The sequence below is a fragment of the Pseudomonas sp. CFBP 13727 genome, assembly GCF_014841915.1.
Classification (GTDB): domain Bacteria; phylum Pseudomonadota; class Gammaproteobacteria; order Pseudomonadales; family Pseudomonadaceae; genus Aquipseudomonas; species Aquipseudomonas baltica.
Genome location: NZ_JACYUT010000002.1, coordinates 292,601 through 307,982 on the forward strand (window position 1 = coordinate 292,601; position 15,382 = coordinate 307,982).

At 60.4% G+C, this 15,382-nt stretch carries 18 protein-coding genes and 1 tRNA gene; 14 read left to right on the top strand and 5 right to left on the bottom strand.

The window, feature by feature from the left end; all coding sequences use genetic code 11:
- The first annotated feature begins 12 nt into the window (after positions 1-12).
- Positions 13-558, top strand: a complete 546-nt coding sequence (locus IFT76_RS08795; RefSeq protein ID WP_192057914.1) for an acireductone dioxygenase — start codon at positions 13-15, stop codon at positions 556-558.
- 173 nt (positions 559-731) lie between these two features.
- On the opposite strand, the gene IFT76_RS08800 is transcribed toward IFT76_RS08795, so the two are convergent.
- Positions 732-1,010, bottom strand: a complete 279-nt coding sequence (locus IFT76_RS08800) for a DUF3509 domain-containing protein (RefSeq protein ID WP_043185483.1) — start codon at positions 1,008-1,010, stop codon at positions 732-734.
- 359 nt (positions 1,011-1,369) lie between these two features.
- Here IFT76_RS08800 and IFT76_RS08805 point away from each other — a divergent pair, with 359 nt between their 5' ends.
- The 10 genes from IFT76_RS08805 (at position 1,370) to IFT76_RS08850 (ending at position 10,839) form a co-directional block, all read left to right on the top strand.
- Positions 1,370-1,891: an ankyrin repeat domain-containing protein gene (locus IFT76_RS08805; RefSeq protein ID WP_122476308.1), complete on the top strand. Its 522-nt coding sequence runs from the start codon at positions 1,370-1,372 to the stop codon at positions 1,889-1,891.
- A 63-nt stretch (positions 1,892-1,954) separates the two neighbouring features.
- Positions 1,955-2,485 carry a hypothetical protein gene (locus tag IFT76_RS08810; RefSeq protein WP_122794999.1) on the top strand — a complete coding sequence of 177 codons (531 nt, stop codon included), beginning with the start codon at positions 1,955-1,957 and terminating at the stop codon, positions 2,483-2,485.
- A 90-nt stretch (positions 2,486-2,575) separates the two neighbouring features.
- Positions 2,576-2,767: a PLDc N-terminal domain-containing protein gene (locus tag IFT76_RS08815; RefSeq protein ID WP_043185491.1), complete on the top strand. Its 192-nt coding sequence runs from the start codon at positions 2,576-2,578 to the stop codon at positions 2,765-2,767.
- 200 nt (positions 2,768-2,967) lie between these two features.
- Entirely contained in the window at positions 2,968-5,055 is a 2,088-nt protein-coding gene (locus IFT76_RS08820; protein WP_192057916.1) for an LTA synthase family protein, read from the top strand.
- 175 nt (positions 5,056-5,230) lie between these two features.
- Positions 5,231-5,467 (top strand): hypothetical protein, encoded by a 237-nt coding sequence (locus IFT76_RS08825; RefSeq protein WP_122476302.1) that lies wholly within the window; start codon positions 5,231-5,233, stop codon positions 5,465-5,467.
- 220 nt (positions 5,468-5,687) lie between these two features.
- Entirely contained in the window at positions 5,688-6,029 is a 342-nt protein-coding gene (locus IFT76_RS08830; protein ID WP_192057918.1) for a ribonuclease E inhibitor RraB, read from the top strand.
- A 376-nt stretch (positions 6,030-6,405) separates the two neighbouring features.
- Complete coding sequence (locus IFT76_RS08835) at positions 6,406-7,815, top strand: circularly permuted type 2 ATP-grasp protein (protein WP_122476298.1); 1,410 nt, start codon at positions 6,406-6,408, stop codon at positions 7,813-7,815.
- A gap of 12 nt (positions 7,816-7,827) precedes the next feature.
- Positions 7,828-8,778 (top strand): alpha-E domain-containing protein, encoded by a 951-nt coding sequence (locus tag IFT76_RS08840; protein WP_122476296.1) that lies wholly within the window; start codon positions 7,828-7,830, stop codon positions 8,776-8,778.
- A complete protein-coding gene (locus IFT76_RS08845; protein ID WP_192057920.1) occupies positions 8,775-9,608 on the top strand; it encodes a transglutaminase family protein in 834 nt (277 codons plus the stop codon). Before IFT76_RS08840 ends, IFT76_RS08845 begins: the two co-directional genes overlap by 4 nt.
- A 505-nt stretch (positions 9,609-10,113) precedes the next feature.
- Positions 10,114-10,839 (top strand): amidotransferase, encoded by a 726-nt coding sequence (locus IFT76_RS08850; protein ID WP_192052970.1) that lies wholly within the window; start codon positions 10,114-10,116, stop codon positions 10,837-10,839.
- Positions 10,840-10,873: 34 nt separating this feature from the next.
- Here the strand turns inward: IFT76_RS08850 and IFT76_RS08855 are convergent, their stop codons facing one another.
- Both IFT76_RS08855 and IFT76_RS08860 read right to left on the bottom strand, forming a co-directional pair.
- Positions 10,874-11,845 (bottom strand): magnesium and cobalt transport protein CorA, encoded by a 972-nt coding sequence (locus tag IFT76_RS08855; RefSeq protein ID WP_192052972.1) that lies wholly within the window; start codon positions 11,843-11,845, stop codon positions 10,874-10,876.
- A 191-nt stretch (positions 11,846-12,036) separates the two neighbouring features.
- A complete protein-coding gene (locus IFT76_RS08860) occupies positions 12,037-12,726 on the bottom strand; it encodes a crotonase/enoyl-CoA hydratase family protein (RefSeq protein ID WP_192057939.1) in 690 nt (229 codons plus the stop codon).
- Positions 12,727-12,939: 213 nt separating this feature from the next.
- On the opposite strand from IFT76_RS08860, the gene IFT76_RS08865 reads away from it, so the two are divergent.
- The 3 genes from IFT76_RS08865 (at position 12,940) to IFT76_RS08875 (ending at position 13,724) form a co-directional block, all read left to right on the top strand.
- Positions 12,940-13,029: transfer RNA gene (locus IFT76_RS08865), tRNA-Ser, on the top strand.
- A gap of 90 nt (positions 13,030-13,119) precedes the next feature.
- The gene (locus IFT76_RS08870) at positions 13,120-13,284 is read left to right on the top strand and encodes a S24 family peptidase (RefSeq protein WP_192057941.1); all 165 of its coding nucleotides are present in this window, start codon (positions 13,120-13,122) and stop codon (positions 13,282-13,284) included.
- Between the two features lie 164 nt (positions 13,285-13,448).
- A complete protein-coding gene (locus IFT76_RS08875; RefSeq protein WP_192057942.1) occupies positions 13,449-13,724 on the top strand; it encodes a hypothetical protein in 276 nt (91 codons plus the stop codon).
- Positions 13,725-13,851: 127 nt separating this feature from the next.
- Here the strand turns inward: IFT76_RS08875 and IFT76_RS08880 are convergent, their stop codons facing one another.
- A complete protein-coding gene (locus IFT76_RS08880; protein WP_274603811.1) occupies positions 13,852-14,631 on the bottom strand; it encodes an NADPH-dependent F420 reductase in 780 nt (259 codons plus the stop codon).
- A complete protein-coding gene (locus tag IFT76_RS08885) occupies positions 14,628-15,374 on the bottom strand; it encodes an NADPH-dependent F420 reductase (protein ID WP_192057946.1) in 747 nt (248 codons plus the stop codon). The genes IFT76_RS08880 and IFT76_RS08885 overlap by 4 nt, the downstream gene beginning before the upstream one ends.
- Between the last annotated feature and the right edge of the window lie 8 nt (positions 15,375-15,382).

Below are 15,382 nucleotides of genomic sequence, written 5' to 3' on the forward strand. Positions count from 1 at the left end.
CGAGGAATTTGCATGAGCCGCCTGAGCGTCTATCACCACAGCACTGCGGACATCCCCAACAAGGTGCTGAGCCATGCCGAAGACATTGCGGCCACTTTGGCCGAGCTCGGTGTGCGTTTCGAGCGCGCCGGATCGACGCTGCCCATGTCGTTCGAGGCAAGCCCCGAAGAGATCGTCGCGACCTGCCGCGCCGAAGTCGACGCCTGGATGGCCCAAGGTGGCTACATGAGCGTGGACGTGCTCAGCCTGGACGAGAACAACGTGCAGCACACCCCGACGCAAGCCGAACTGCTGCGTGAGCATCGTCTTATCGGTGAATGGGTGCTGTGCGTGCTGGCGGGCCGAGCGCTGTTGAACCTGCACGTTGGGGGTTACGTGTACGCGCTGCTGTGCGAGCGCGATGATCGCGTCGTGGTTCCGGCAGGCATGGCCCATTGGCTGGACATGGGCGAGAGGGGGCGACTGATTGCGTTGCGTGTGCTCACCGATTCACGCGGCTGGTGCCCGGAGTACGTGGTGCAGCCAGCGAACGATCGGTTTCCGAGGCTGGACGACTGATCCGGCTTTCATCGAGGCGAAAAAAAACCCGATACCAGGATGCGCCAGGTATCGGGCTTTAGAAGAAACAGAGGTCAAGCAACAGCGTTCAATCAAACAGCAGGGGTCAAACGAACGGCGGTCCAGCGAATACGTGCCGAGCAACACTTGCCGGGCAGATCAGCCTGCGCTGATCAGGCCGAGTGGTAGGTCGGCAGCGCGAAGCGGTTCTGGCTTTGCAGCATGTTGATCGCTGGCAGTTGGCTGGCTTCGCCGGCCAGGTCGCGACGAATGGCGCTGATGACCCAAGTCAGTTGCTCAGGAGTGTGCAGCTGAGCGTAGGAAATCGAGCGTTTGATCTGTTTGCCATCGGTGTCACGCAGGGTCAGCAGGACAGCACCATCCGGACGCGGCTGGGTGGTCACTTCGTACTCGGAGAAAACGGAAACGAATTTTTCGTGGAGGAAGTTCATGTGCAGCTCCTAGCAAGTTGGCAGGCATGTCTAGGTAGTTGCAGCGAGTGTGCCAAGTTTCGTTAAATATAAAATCCTTTTAAATCAACAGCTTGTGAATATCGCAAAATTCGGGCTCCGTGCAATTTGCATGAATGGTCGTCGAGCATGCTGCATTTTGCGCGGCGTGGTGGGTCTGACGGTAAGTCGCCCGGAGGGAATGACAGGCGCAGCACGGATTTTTTCCCGCGTCACTACTGTCTATGACCACAAATCGCCAATAAATTCCCGCTTCCAGGGGCGATAGCCAGGCTCTGTTGCAGGCTTGAAGCCCAGCGGGAACACTGCCTACCGTGAACCATTTGCCAGGAGGTTTTGCCATGACCCAACCCGACGCTCGCCAGATGAACGACGAAGAAGCGGCCGAGTTCGCTGAACAAGTGTTCGACGTCGCTCGCAACGGTGATGCACAGATGCTCGAGCGCCTTCTGGAGAAGGGCCTGCCGCCCAATCTGCGCAACCACAATGGCGATACCTTGTTGATGCTGGCGACCTATCACGGCCACCTCGATGCGGCACGCGCGCTGCTGCAATACAAGGCCGACCCGCTGATTGCCAACGACAAGAACCAGCTGCCCATGGCTGGCGCCGCCTTCAAGGGCAACCTGCCGATGGTGCAGTTGCTGATCGAGCAGGGCGCCCCGGTCGATGGTGCATCGGCCGATGGCCGGACCGCGCTGATGATGGCCGCTATGTTCAATCGCACGGAAATGGTCGAATACCTGCTGGCGCAAGGCGCCAACCCGAACGCGGTGGACGCCCAAGGCATCGATGCGCTGGGCGCCGCGCGTGCCATGGGGGCTACGCTGACCATCGAACAACTGCAGAAGCTGGCGGCCTGATACCCGCCTGGCTGAATTGCGGCTATCCTTGCGGCCTTTTTCCAGCGCCGCAGGGGTTGCCTCATGAAACAGTCACTTGTCGAACTCATCGGTAAAATCGGTTCGGGCTGCATGCGCGATGAGGACATCGAACGCATTGCCGATGAGGCCGCCCAGGCCTACGCCGATCCCCAGGCCTTCCTGGCCGCCAACCCCGACATCAACTACGACGACAGCTTTGCCATCCCGCTGGGCGAATGGGTCGTGGTGGGCAGCCTGCCCGACACGGTCATTTTCCAGGCCGACACCTACCCCGAGCTGCTGCAGCAGATCATCGACTCGTTCGGGCCCGACGTGACGTTCAATATCAAGCCCAAGCAGCTGAGCAAGGTCGAGGCGCTGACCGCACTCAATCGTATCCAGGTGCAACTGGGAGCCATGAGCAAGGAGGAGGGCGGCTACGTGCTGTTCAACTTCAGCCAGCCACTGGACGATGAACTGCAGATGGTGCTGGTGTACGGCAAGGACGTGGATCGGGTGGTGGCGCTGGGCGCCGAATTGCACATCGTGGCGGTACCTGCCCTGGAGGCATTGCGCGTCGCACTGCACGTCTGAACGCCAGTTCCAGCTTTCGCTCGGTTGCCACGGAACCCCTGCGACACGCCGCTATCCTAGTTGATGCATGCCATCCACAAGGAGTATCACATGGGTTCCACTTTCAATAGCCTGATCGGCCTGATCATCCTCGCGCTGGACATCTGGGCGGTCATCAACGTCATCAAGAGTGGTGCCTCGACCGGGGCCAAGGTCCTGTGGGTACTGCTGATCATCCTGCTGCCGGTATTGGGCCTGATCATCTGGGCCATCGCTGGTCCACGCGGCAACGTACGGGTCTGAATGCAACAGGTCGAACCTGCAACGGGTTCGACCTGCCAGCCCTGCCGACGTATCATCCCCGGCCCGACCGCCGTTTCGCGGCCGCGGCAAAGAATCTGAACGGAATTTTCACCTGTCTTCACGGACAATCCGCGCCCAGATTTCACCTTCGCGTCACCCATAGACCCTAACCGACAGACCTCAACGGACCTTTCCCACACATGGCTACTCCGGACGCCTTGAGTCAAAAGCAGGCCGCGCGCGGCACCCTGCAACCGACCGTCAAATCGCACCTGGCTTATACCCTGCTCAGCGGCCTGGCAATCATGCTGATGCTCAGCGGATTGCGCCTGGCCTTGCTGATGTACAACCGCGAGATGATCGGTGATACGCCTGCCAGCACCTTCGTCGAAGCTTTCCTCAATGGCTTGCGCTTCGACCTGCGCCTGGTGGTGTACCTGCTGATTCCACTGCTGCTGGCGGTACTCAGCGCTCGCGCCATGCGCTGGCGCGGGCTGTTCCGCGCCTGGCTGACGATAGTGTCCAGCGTGGTGCTGCTGTGCGGCCTGATGGAGATGGACTTCTACCGCGAGTTTCACCAGCGCCTCAACGGCCTGGTGTTCCAGTACGTGAAGGAAGACCCCAAGACCGTGCTGAGCATGATCTGGTATGGCTATCCCGTGGTGCGCTATCTGCTGGCCTGGGTCTTCGTGACCTGGCTGCTGAGCTTGGTGTTCAAGGGCTTCGACCGCCTGACCCGTCCGCGCTTCGCCACGGCGGCCAGCGTCGGCAAGCCGGTGGCGCCGTGGTATGCACGCGTCGGTGTGTTCGTGGTCATCCTGCTGATTGCCGTGGTGGCCGCGCGCGGCACCTTGCGCCAAGGTCCGCCGTTGCGCTGGGGCGACGCCTACACCACCGATTCGAACTTCGCCAACCAGCTGGGCCTCAACGGCTCGCTGACATTGATCGCCGCCGCGAAAAGCCGCATGTCCGAAGACCGCGACAATATCTGGAAGGCGACCCTGCCGCAGGACGAAGCGCAGAACGCCGTCCGTGAAATGCTGCTGACGCCCCACGACACCCTGGTGGACAGCGACACCGCCGCCGTGCGCCGCAACTTCCAGCCGCCTCAGGCCAACACCCTGCCGATCAAGAACGTGGTGGTGATCCTGATGGAGAGCTTTGCCGGCCATTCGGTGGGCGCGTTGGGCGCCGAGGGCGGCATCACGCCGTACTTCGACAAGCTGGCCCAGGAAGGCCTGCTGTTCGATCGCTTCTTCTCCAGCGGTACCCATACCCATCAGGGCATGTTCGCTACCATGGGCTGTTTCCCCAACCTGCCGGGCTTCGAATACCTGATGCAGACCCCCGAGGGCAGCCACAAGCTCTCCGGCCTGCCGGAGATGCTCAGCGCCGCGCGTGGTTACGACGACGTGTATGTCTATAACGGCGACTTCGCCTGGGACAACCAGTCCGGGTTCTTCAGCAACCAGGGCATGACCACGTTCATCGGCCGCAACGACTTCGTCAATCCAGTGTTCTCCGATCCGACCTGGGGCGTGTCCGACCAGGACATGTTCGACCGCGGCAACGAAGAACTGGCCAAGCGCGGCGCCGCCGGCAAGCCGTTCTACGCACTGCTGCAGACCCTGTCCAACCACGTGCCCTACGCTCTGCCGGCGAATCTGCCAGTGGACAAGGTCACCGGGCGCAGCAGCCTGGACCTGCACTTGACCGCCATGCGCTACTCGGACTGGGCCCTGGGCCAGTTCTTCGAGAAGGCGCGCAAGGAGCCGTACTTCAAGGAAACCCTGTTCATCGTGCTGGGCGACCATGGCTTCGGTAACCAGAAGCAGATCACCGAGATGGATCTGGGCCGCTTCAACGTACCGCTGCTGCTGATCGGGCCGGGCATCCAGGACAAATTCGGCAAGGTCAACCACACCGTCGGCTCGCAGCCCGATGTGGTACCGACCATCATGGGCCGCCTGGGCGGCGCCAGCCAGCACCAGTGCTGGGGACGCGACCTGCTCAACCTGCCTGCCGGCGACCCCGGCTTCGCCGTGATCAAGCCTTCGGGCAGCGAGCAGACCGTGGCGATCATCAAGGGCGACCGCATTCTGGTCGAGCCCCGTGACATGGACACGCGGCTGTATCGCTATCAGCTGGGCCGTGAATTCGACGCCCAGCTGATCCCTGATGCCGACGATGTGCCGCAATTGCGGGCCAAGCTGGACTCGTTCATCCAGACCGCGACCAAGAGCCTGCTGGACAACACCGCAGGTGCGGTGGAGAGCAAGCAGGAGTAAGTACCTGGTGTACTGTAAAAGGCCCTTCGGGGCCTTTTTTCATGGCTGTGTCGGTGCTGCGTGGCACGCCTCCGGCAATCCGCTGGCCGGAACGAATCCCCGCCGCTGCGAGTCAACGTTGTGTGAGCGTATCAAGCAGATTCCTGCCTGAATTCCGTCGAGGAGATGTACACCGATGAAAGAGTGGAAAATCAGCTTCGTCAACAAGGATGGCGTGCTGGACAGCATGGCTATCCGTGCTGACACCTGCCCGTCGATCGAAGAGGCGGCAACGCTCGTTCGCTCCAAGCTGTACCCCGTCGCAGCCGGACTGGATGAAGTCAATCTTCCCGACAACGTTGCCTCGCCGGTTGCCAAGACCCTCAAGTCGCAGCACAGCGTGGAAATCACGGCCATCACCGAAGTCGCTTGAATTTCATCTGATCCGGGCCATTGGCACGGGCCCGGCCTTCGCGCTACTCTGCGGGCAGGGTCCCCACGGATCCTGCTGCTCGTTTTCGTACCATGCTTCTTGCAACAGGCTCGATTCCAGGCGCCGCGTCCTCGACGCTGCACCGCACCCATTCCTTGTTCCGAGGAGGTTCTGGAAGTACTGAAAGTCTATCCGTCGTTATTGCTGAGGGAGACGATTCATGAGCACAACCTATCAAGAAGACATCAGCAGCAATGTATTGCGCCGCATGAAAGAGGGCGGTTTCGATTTCGCACGCATTCATCCTATCGAGTTCTATGCGGTCTTTCCCGATGAAGACCGGGCGCGGACGGCTGCCGGCAAGTTTCGCGGCGAGTCGCTCAATGCCCAGATAAGCGAGCGCGACGATGGTGCCTGGCACCTGGAGTTGAGCAAGCTGATGTACGCGACCTACGGCGGCATCGGTGAATTCGAGCAGGATTTCGAAGCCGTGGTCGAGCCTCTGAAAGGCGAAATCGAGGGGTGGGGCGTGAAGCACGAGGTCCAACGCCCGCAGGCCTGAAACCAGGTGGACCACGGCAGCGCCGTGGTTCACCTGCTCAGCGAATCGCAGGCAAAAAAATGCCGCTCACAAGGTGGCGGCGAAAGGGAATTCGGTGACTCGCAATGGGGCGCCAAGCTTTTGCCGGTGCCGATGAATTAAATATGCACTAACGCTGCAAGCTATTGAATTCAACTCTGTCTATGCTGGTCATAGCCTCAAGCCGCTTGAAATATCCGCTTCGCAATGAAGCGCATGTCAGCGGCGTTCGGACGTTGCCGCACAATAACGGTGCACGGTTCCCGGCTGGGAATTCCAAGCGCTTGATTTAATGGCACATATGCCGATGGCACGGGCCTTGCGAAGGCTCTTGGGTCCGGGTGACAAGGAGTACGGCATGAGCCGCACCTATTATGATGAGATGTACGATGCCGATGGCCAAGTTCGCCCGCATTACCGGGAGTTCGCCCGTTGGTTGGCCGATACGCCGCAGGAACTGCTTGCCCAGCGTCGACGCGAGGCCGATTTGTTGTTTCATCGAGCCGGCATCACCTTCACCTTGTACGGCGACGAGCAGGGCACCGAACGGCTGATTCCCTTCGACACCATTCCACGCAGCATTCCTGCCAGCGAATGGCGCATCGTGGAGCGTGGCTGTATCCAGCGCGTCAAGGCGCTGAACATGTTCCTCGCCGACCTGTATCACGACCAGCGCATCATCAAGGCCGGGATCATCCCTGCCGAGCAGGTGCTGGCCAACGAGCAGTATCAGCTGGCGATGCAAGGACTGGACTTGCACCGCGATATCTATTCGCACATTTCCGGGGTCGACCTGGTGCGCGACGGTGACGGTTCCTACTACGTACTGGAAGACAACCTGCGCACGCCCAGTGGCGTGAGCTATATGCTCGAAGACCGCAAGATGATGATGCGGCTGTTTCCCGAGCTGTTCGCCGCGCAGCGCATCGCTCCCGTGGATCACTACCCCAATCTGCTGCTCGATACCCTGAAAAGCTCCAGCGCGATCGACAATCCCAGCGTGGTGGTGCTGACCCCGGGCCGGTTCAACAGTGCGTTCTTCGAGCACGCCTTCCTGGCGCGCGAAATGGGCGTAGAGCTGGTGGAAGGTGCGGACCTGTTCGTGCGTGACGACAAGGTGTTCATGCGCACCACCGACGGACCCAAGCCGGTGGACGTGATCTATCGACGCCTGGACGACGCCTTCCTCGACCCATTGGCCTTCAACCCCGACTCCATGCTTGGCGTTCCCGGCCTGCTGGCCGCGTATCGCTCCGGAAATGTGGTATTGGCCAATGCCATCGGCACCGGCGTGGCCGACGACAAGTCGGTCTACCCCTTCGTCACCGACATGATCCGCTTCTACCTGGATGAAGAACCCATCCTCAAGAACGTGCCGACCTGGCAGTGCCGCAAGCCTTCGGAGCTGTCCCATGTGCTGGCCAACCTGCCTGATCTGGTGGTCAAGGAAACCCAGGGTTCGGGTGGCTACGGCATGCTGGTAGGCCCTTGCGCGAGTGCCGCCGAAATCGAAAACTTCCGGGCGCGCCTCAAGGCCCGACCCCATGCCTACATCGCCCAACCCACGTTGTCGCTGTCGACCTGCCCGACGTTCGTCGAGAACGGCATCGCACCGCGCCACATCGACCTTCGCCCCTTCGTTCTGGCCGGCCGTGAAACCCGCGTGGTGCCAGGCGGCCTGACCCGTGTGGCGTTGCGTGAAGGCTCGCTGGTGGTGAATTCGTCGCAGGGCGGCGGGACCAAAGACACCTGGGTGGTCGAGGATTAAGGATGCCTGCCAATGCTAAGTAGAACTGCCTCTGATCTGTATTGGATGTCGCGCTATCTGGAGCGCGTCGAAAACCTCGCGCGCATGCTCGATGTCAGCTATTCGCTGTCGTTGATGCCGCAGGATGGCCGCGGTGACGGCCTCGACGAAATCGCCATGCCGCTGTTGATCACCGGCACCCTGGAAGACTACCTGGAACGTCACGGCCAGCTGCATGCCGAGCGCTTGCTGCATTTTTTTGCTTTGGATCCGGCCAATCCGGCCAGCATCTACAGCTGCCTGGGGGCGGCACGGGCCAGCGCCCATGCGGTGCGCGGGCGGATCACCGCCGACATGTGGGAGAACATCAACTCCACCTGGCTGGAGATCCGCGGGATTGCCGAGCAGGGCGTGGGTCGCTATGGCATGAGTCGGTTCTGTGACTGGGTCAAGGAGCGCGCCCACCTGTTTCGTGGAGCGACCTATGGCACGCTGATGCGCAACGATGCGTTCCGCTTCATTCGCCTGGGCACCTTCATCGAGCGCGCCGACAACACCCTGCGCTTGCTCGATGCGCGTTACGAGATGCTCGGCGACGATGCCTATTCGGTCGACGACAGCTCGGCCCGTGGTTACTACCAGTGGAGTGCGCTGCTGCGCGCGCTGTCGAGCTTCGAGGCCTACACCGAAATCTATCGCGATGCACCGGCCGCCAAGCCGGTGGCCGAACTGTTGCTGCTGCGCGCCGACGTGCCCCGTTCGCTGCGCGCGTGTACCGAGGAGATCAACCAGATTCTCGCCGACCTGCCCGGCGCCAATGGTCGCCCGGCGCAGCGCCTGGCCGCCGAACTGGATGCACGCCTGCGCTACACCGGTATCGACGAGATCCTCGACGAAGGCCTGCACGAGTGGTTGAACGAACAGATCCCGCTGGTGCGCCAGTTGGGCAATGCGATCCACAGTGCCTATCTGGAGGCTGTATGAGGCTTAACATCAGTCACGAAACCGCCTATCACTACGATGACGAGGTGCGCGCCAGCATCCAGTACCTGCGCCTTACGCCGCACGACAGCGAACGCCAGCGCATTCTCAGCTGGCAGCTTGACCTGCCGCGCCCGGTGCGCGCCCAGCTCGACCCGTTCGGCAACATCCTGCATGTGCTGACCCTGGACGAGCCGCACGACGCGATCATCATCGGCGCGCGTGGCCAGGTCGAGATCGACGAAACCCGCGAGGCCGAACACGAGACACAGTCACCACTGCCGTTCCTGCGGTTCACCCGGCTGACCGAGGCCGACGACGCCTTGCGTGCCTTTGCCGCCGAACAGTGCCACACGCGGCGCGACCGCAATGGCCTGATCGACCTGATGCAGGGCCTGCACCAGCACATCACCTACACCAGCGGTGCGACGGCCGTGGACACCTGTGCCGCGCAAGCCTTCGCCAGCGGCGCCGGGGTCTGTCAGGACCACACCCATGCCTTTCTTGCCTGTGCCCGCAGCCTGGGGATCCCGGCACGCTATGTCTCTGGCTACCTGTTTACCGAGGACACCGAGCACATGGCCAGCCACGCCTGGGCCGAAGCCTGGCTCGACGATGCCTGGTACAGCTTCGATGTGACCAACCAATTGGCGCGCCCGGAACGCCACTTGAAACTGGCGATAGGCCTGGACTACCTGGATGCCTGCCCGGTGCGCGGTATGCGTCGCGGTGGCGGTTTCGAGCAAATGCACGCCAAGGTACTGGTCGCACCGAGCGCACCTGTGGTCAGCGTGGCCACTGCGCCGCAGTCCCAGAGTCAGACCCAGGGCTAGATCCGAGAGCGGTCTGCAGGCTGGCCGCAACGCCTCAACTGAACAGCCTGCCCAGATTGGGCAGGATCAGCACCAGCGTCATGGTGAACACAATGAGTCCGGCCTGGCGGATCTTTGGATGTTTGAACATGGCAGACTGCCTATGAGTTATGTTCTTCCTGGCGCCAACCCATGCTGCAACCTTGGTTGAGCTTGGCGAAAAGGTGCACCCCCACGACTCGATGTGCCCATACGGCCGCATCAATAGTCATGCTTTTACCTTAGAACCCTTGATTGACGGGGCTTAGAACGCTTTGCCACGGTAAACGGGGTCGTTTCGATCAAACTCGACTAAGGAACTCTTTTGCTGATTTTGAACACGCCGTGCTAGACGCCCAAGAAGGCAAATGCAAGCTCGGCAGTGTGAATTACCGTTCATCGGGCAAATCCGGCGCAGCTTCACTTGCCAGCCAGCGCCGATAACGGGCAGGCTTGTTACCTGCGTTCCCTCTCCATCGAGTGACCTATGACCCTCAACATCTGCATCCTGGAAACCGACGTCCTGCGGCCCGAGCTGGTCGAGCAATACCATGGCTACGGCCGCATGTTCGAAACGTTGTTCGCCAGCCAGCCCATCCCTGCCAAGTTCACCGTGTTCAATGTGATGAACGGTGAATACCCACCGGCCGATGCCCACTACGACGCGTATCTGGTCACCGGTAGCAAGGCTGACTCCTTTGCCACCGACCCGTGGATCGAAACGCTCAAGACGTTTCTGCTGGAGCGCTACCAGCGCGGCGACAAGCTGCTCGGCATCTGCTTTGGCCATCAGCTGCTGGCGCTGCTGCTGGGCGGCAAGGCAGAGCGCGCGACGCAAGGCTGGGGAGTGGGCACCCATGAATACAGCCTGGCCAACCGTGCGTCCTGGATGAGTCCGGAAGTCGAAACGTTGACCCTGCTGATCAGCCATCAAGACCAGGTGACGTCGCTGCCGCAGAACGCATCGGTCGTGGCGTCGAGCGAATTCTGCCCATTCGCGGCCTATCAGATCGGTGATCAGGTCCTGTGTTTCCAGGGGCATCCGGAATTCATCCATGACTATTCCAGAGCGCTGCTCGACATTCGTCAGCAGCATCTGGGCGAGCCGGTGTATCAGAAAGCCATTGCCAGCCTGGACCGTGATCACCACGGCATCACCGTGGCTGAATGGATGATGCGTTTCGTCGCGCAGGGCACCCCGCCCGCGGCGTGACGCTCGTGCCCTGGCAGGGTCGGACAGCGCGCGGCTACAGCCAGCCAGCGCGCTTGAAGCCGGCGAACAGGCCGGTGCAGCCGGACGCGATGACCCCCAGCACGATGTAGTAGCCGTAGTGCCAGGTCAGCTCCGGCATGTTTTCGAAGTTCATCCCGTAGATACCGGCGACGGCCGTGGGAAAGGCCAGGATCGCTGCCCACGCGGCAAACTTGCGCTGGGTCAGGCTTTGCCGCGACGACTCCAGCAGCAGGCCGATCTCGATGGTCTGCGTGGCGATGTCACTCATGGTCGCCAAGTCCTCCATCTGCCGGTTCACATGAATCTGCACGTCGCGGAAATAGGGGCGCATGTTCTTGTCGATGAACGGGAAGTCCAGCCGCTGCAGCTCTTCACTGATCTCGACCATGGGCGCCACATAGCGGCGCATGCGCAGCAGCTCGCGGCGCAGCCCGTGCAGGTGCTGGATATCGGCTTCGTTGAGCGAGCCACCGAGCACGCGGCGCTCCAGCGATTCGATTTCGCAGTGAATGGTCTCACTGACCGGTTGGTAATTCTCGGTGACGAAATCGAGCAGAGCGTAGAGCACGAAATCTTCGCCGTGATCGAGCAGCAATGGTCGCGCTTCGCAACGCTTGCGCACCGAGGCGTAGGAGGCCGAGTGACCGTTACGGCAAGTGATGATATAGCCGCGTCCGGCGAAGATATGGGTCTCGACGAACTCGACTTTGCGGTCTCGACGGATCGGCGAATAGGTCACGATGAACAGCGCATCGCCGAAGGTTTCGAGCTTGGGTCGACTGTGCACCTCGAGGGCGTCTTCGATGGCCAGCTCATGCAGGTCGAACTGTTTCTGCAGTTGGCTCATCTGTTCGGCGTCGGGCTGTTCCAGGCCGATCCATACGAAATGCCCCGGACGCCGCGCCCACTGCGCGCCGTCGTCGAGGCTGATGTCGGTAATCTTCTTGCCCGCGCTGTATACCGCGGCGGCGACCACTCGGCCCATGATGCTCACTTCTTCGATTGGCAGGGACACCCGGGATGGGCCTGCTGTGGATAGGAGTGTTCCGGCGCGGCGCAGTTCGCGGTTCAGTTCATCGATGGCGCATTGCACTGCGCAGCGGCCTGTTCACGCCCGCCACAGTGAAGGCCCAACGTGTTGTGGGCAAGGGTCCCTACCGCTCGTACTGACGCGCCTTAGAAGCCTTGCTCCTGGTCAATCCGGATGGCTTCGTCCAAGGTCTCCAGGAACGCTTTGCGTGCCTTGAGCTTGGTCCTGGCGTGGGCTTTCATGTTGAGCTTCTGCAAGCGTTGCGCTGCAGCGAGGGCGGCGGCCTGCAACTGCTCGGGCGGCACCACCTCATCGAGAAAACCGGCCTGCAACGCCCCGGCAGGATCGAACATTTCCGCACCGATCACCGAGCGCTGGAAGGCTGAACGGCGCAGGCGATCCCTGGCCAGCTCGATGCCGGCGTGGTGCATGGTCATGCCGATCTGCACCTCGTTCAACCCGATATGGAACGGGCCTTCCACGCCGATCCGGTAATCGGCCGACAGCAGCAGGAACGCACCCTTGGCCACGGCGTGTCCCGGGCAGGCCACGATGACCGGGAACGGATGGCTCAACAGCCGACGGGCGAGGGTAGAGCCCAGGGTGACCAGACTGATCGCATTCTCCGGGCTCGAGGTCATGACCTTGAGGTCGTAGCCTGCCGAAAGGATGCCGGGTTGACCGGTGATGACCACCACGGCGCGCGCCTCTACGGCCTGATCCAGAGCCTCGTTGAACGCCGCGATGACGGCAGGCGAGATGGCGTTCACCTTGCCGTTGTTCAGGGTCAGGGTGACGATGCCGCCCTCGAGTTGGTAATCGATCAGCTCACTCATACCGGTATTCCTTGTCGTGTTGTGGCGCCGACGTTACCCAGCCTTGCCGGCTGGGTAAAGCGCCGTGACTGACTGGCCGGTCACGCTGACAGGCCCGAGGGAATTCGGTGCTGGGCTTAAGCGCATGAAAAACTTGCAGAAAAGCTTTGCCATCACGAACGCTATCGACTACATTAGCGCGCCTCGACACACCGAACAGGTGTGCCGAGAAACGGTGAAGTGTCCGAGTGGCTGAAGGAGCACGCCTGGAAAGTGTGTATACAGGAAACTGTATCAAGGGTTCGAATCCCTTCTTCACCGCCATATTCGATACGTCAAAAACCCCCGGAGCGTCCAGCGCTTCGGGGGTTTTTGGTTTCTGGGCAAGTGATGGGGGCTAATAAGAGCTATGTCATGGACCGCCCATTCCAATCTGAACACCTTAACATCGCTCTCGATGATCTGCCGTGCATCCGCGCGCCCGGCACCTGCTTGGTGCGTGTCGACGGTGACAGCATGACCCGCTCTGGGATGTTCGAAGTTGACCTGTTGATCGTCGACAAGGGCGCGGAGGTGTAGAAGGGGCAGGTGATAATCGGGGGCATGCCGGTGCTGAGGTCCAAAAGCGATGGCCACCACCACCGCTTCATCATGCAAGGCGGCGAATTCAACGTGTGGGGCGTCGTCACCCACATCGTTCGCCAGCACGGCATTGAGCCATGAGGTGCTAGGTGACGCGAAGGATGCGCCTGGGCAAGCCGAATGAAGCGGCAGAGATCCGTGGGCTGCCAGCGACCGTGGGTGATCTGCGGATCAATGAAGAGTTATGCCAAGCCGTGAGCCGGAACTCAATGACGGCCAGCGTCAAAGGCGTGAACTCTATCGGCCCGAGCGAACTGCCTGTGTTGCATGAGGCGGTACTGTCATGGATGGCACCGAACGGATTCGTGCTGAGCGGGCTAGAAAAAGAGGGCGAATGCCTCTATGCGCAGTCGCGGTGGTACAAGAGTGTGGAGTGAAACTGGTCGGCGGGTGTGCGGAAGCTCGTACCACTTTTTGTACCAATTGGTGCCCCTTGAGGAGGTTCCGGGGGTTTGAATAACCCCCAAGGCCCCGTAACCCCCCCTATTTGAATACACCAGCACTCTACAAGTTGATTAAGCGAGACAGTTGAACTATGAAGTCACCGTCCGGGTTTATCCCGGAAGTGCCGTACTTTTCTTCGTATACAGCGAAAGCGAGGTCCTGCCGTCTACGTGAACGTGCTAGATCAGCTCTGGCCAATGCCCCAGGCAGCTCTGCAAGCGTAATTTCTGTGCAGTAACAGGGGGCACCACATTGCTGGCGCCAGGACTCTTCTATGGTCCCGGCGTAATAGGCGTCGAAGCCCGATTCCTCAACCAGTGCCATCGTCACCTCTCGGTCCCGGTCGCGATCCGCAGCAACGGGAGCGGCTACACGGTCAGGGTGGCCAACGGGCCTGCCCATCTCTTTAAGCGTTACGGAATAGATTGAATTCCAAGCCTTCGCGATAGGACGACCTAGTTTCTCGGAGACCCAAATACTATCGGGTTTTCCCTTTTCGATAGCTTCGATCCTGTCATCGCGGAAAGGGATGTAATTCGACGTATCTATCACTACCGTCTCAGCAGGAAGGCCAGCCAGCATTGGCGCGAGGTATGGGATCCGGATGAAGGGAATCGAAAGGATCAGCACATCGATGCCGGTCACGACTTCCTCTTTTGTTACGCCTGATGCACCTGTGGAGAGCACTTCTGGGTCGATTGTGTCCGGGCCACGGGAGTTCGCCACCTTCACGGTATGACCGGCAGCGCTGAGTTTTCTGGCCAGTGTTCCGCCGATGGACCCAGTACCCAGAATTCCGACTTTCATAACATATACCTCTGGTTGACCGTGATGACTCAGTAGTCTGAATGCACCCGACGATTCATGTTGATCACGTCAGCATGACTGGGACTGGAGCCCAGCTGCCCCCAGAGGCTGTATATTTTGTTGCGAACCTCGGGTGCCTTGCCGGGAACTGCTTCATTCAAAGCTTTGCGCATCGCCTCTGCATCGTAATCGCAGCAGTAGCCCGGAGTACCTGGCTGCTGACGCCAGGATTCTGATAGCAAACCTCCATCGACTGGGTCGAAACCGATCTCGTTTACGATGCCCATGACCATTTGCTTGGATTGAGCGTCATCCCCAGCAACGGCCAAGGCGATACGATCGGGTGAGCCAGCTGGGCGACCAAGCTCGGCAAGCGAGTAGGCTAGAATGTTATTGAATGCCTTGATGATTGGACGACCGATTTGCTCAGACACCCAAACGCTTTCGATCTTTCCCTCATCTAGTTCGGCAATATCGGGATCGCGGAGGCCTGGATAGTAGTTGCCCGTGTCAACGATTGGGGCACCCTCAGCAAGTTTACTAAACAAGTCCTTTGGGAGCTTTGCGATGCCAGGAAACGGGATCGACAAAATTACGAGGTCTGCGCCATTGACCGCTTCGTTAGCATCGGAAGGAATTGCGCCAATTTCTTCAGCGAAGGGTCGCACACTCTCAACTCCTCTGGAGTTGGCAACGCGAACTTCGTGCCCTGTGGCACTAAGTTTGCGGGCAAGTGTGCCCCCGATATTGCCTATACCAATAATTCCAATCTTCATTGACGTTC

Bases quoted from the DNA above. Each gene is read 5' to 3' on its own strand.
- IFT76_RS08825 (WP_122476302.1), top strand. From the start codon at position 5,231: ATGAAAGAGTGGAAAATCAGCTTCGTCAACAAGGATGGCGTGCTGGAC.
- IFT76_RS08855 (WP_192052972.1), bottom strand. From the start codon at position 11,845: ATGGGCCGAGTGGTCGCCGCCGCGGTATACAGCGCGGGCAAGAAGATT.
- IFT76_RS08860 (WP_192057939.1), bottom strand. From the start codon at position 12,726: ATGAGTGAGCTGATCGATTACCAACTCGAGGGCGGCATCGTCACCCTG.
- IFT76_RS08815 (WP_043185491.1), top strand. From the start codon at position 2,576: ATGGGTTCCACTTTCAATAGCCTGATCGGCCTGATCATCCTCGCGCTG.
- IFT76_RS08885 (WP_192057946.1), bottom strand. From the start codon at position 15,374: ATGAAGATTGGAATTATTGGTATAGGCAATATCGGGGGCACACTTGCC.
- IFT76_RS08800 (WP_043185483.1), bottom strand. From the start codon at position 1,010: ATGAACTTCCTCCACGAAAAATTCGTTTCCGTTTTCTCCGAGTACGAA.
- IFT76_RS08810 (WP_122794999.1), top strand. From the start codon at position 1,955: ATGAAACAGTCACTTGTCGAACTCATCGGTAAAATCGGTTCGGGCTGC.
- IFT76_RS08850 (WP_192052970.1), top strand. From the start codon at position 10,114: ATGACCCTCAACATCTGCATCCTGGAAACCGACGTCCTGCGGCCCGAG.
- IFT76_RS08840 (WP_122476296.1), top strand. From the start codon at position 7,828: ATGCTAAGTAGAACTGCCTCTGATCTGTATTGGATGTCGCGCTATCTG.
- IFT76_RS08820 (WP_192057916.1), top strand. From the start codon at position 2,968: ATGGCTACTCCGGACGCCTTGAGTCAAAAGCAGGCCGCGCGCGGCACC.
- IFT76_RS08875 (WP_192057942.1), top strand. From the start codon at position 13,449: ATGCGCCTGGGCAAGCCGAATGAAGCGGCAGAGATCCGTGGGCTGCCA.
- IFT76_RS08805 (WP_122476308.1), top strand. From the start codon at position 1,370: ATGACCCAACCCGACGCTCGCCAGATGAACGACGAAGAAGCGGCCGAG.
- IFT76_RS08795 (WP_192057914.1), top strand. From the start codon at position 13: ATGAGCCGCCTGAGCGTCTATCACCACAGCACTGCGGACATCCCCAAC.
- IFT76_RS08870 (WP_192057941.1), top strand. From the start codon at position 13,120: ATGGACCGCCCATTCCAATCTGAACACCTTAACATCGCTCTCGATGAT.
- IFT76_RS08835 (WP_122476298.1), top strand. From the start codon at position 6,406: ATGAGCCGCACCTATTATGATGAGATGTACGATGCCGATGGCCAAGTT.
- IFT76_RS08830 (WP_192057918.1), top strand. From the start codon at position 5,688: ATGAGCACAACCTATCAAGAAGACATCAGCAGCAATGTATTGCGCCGC.
- IFT76_RS08845 (WP_192057920.1), top strand. From the start codon at position 8,775: ATGAGGCTTAACATCAGTCACGAAACCGCCTATCACTACGATGACGAG.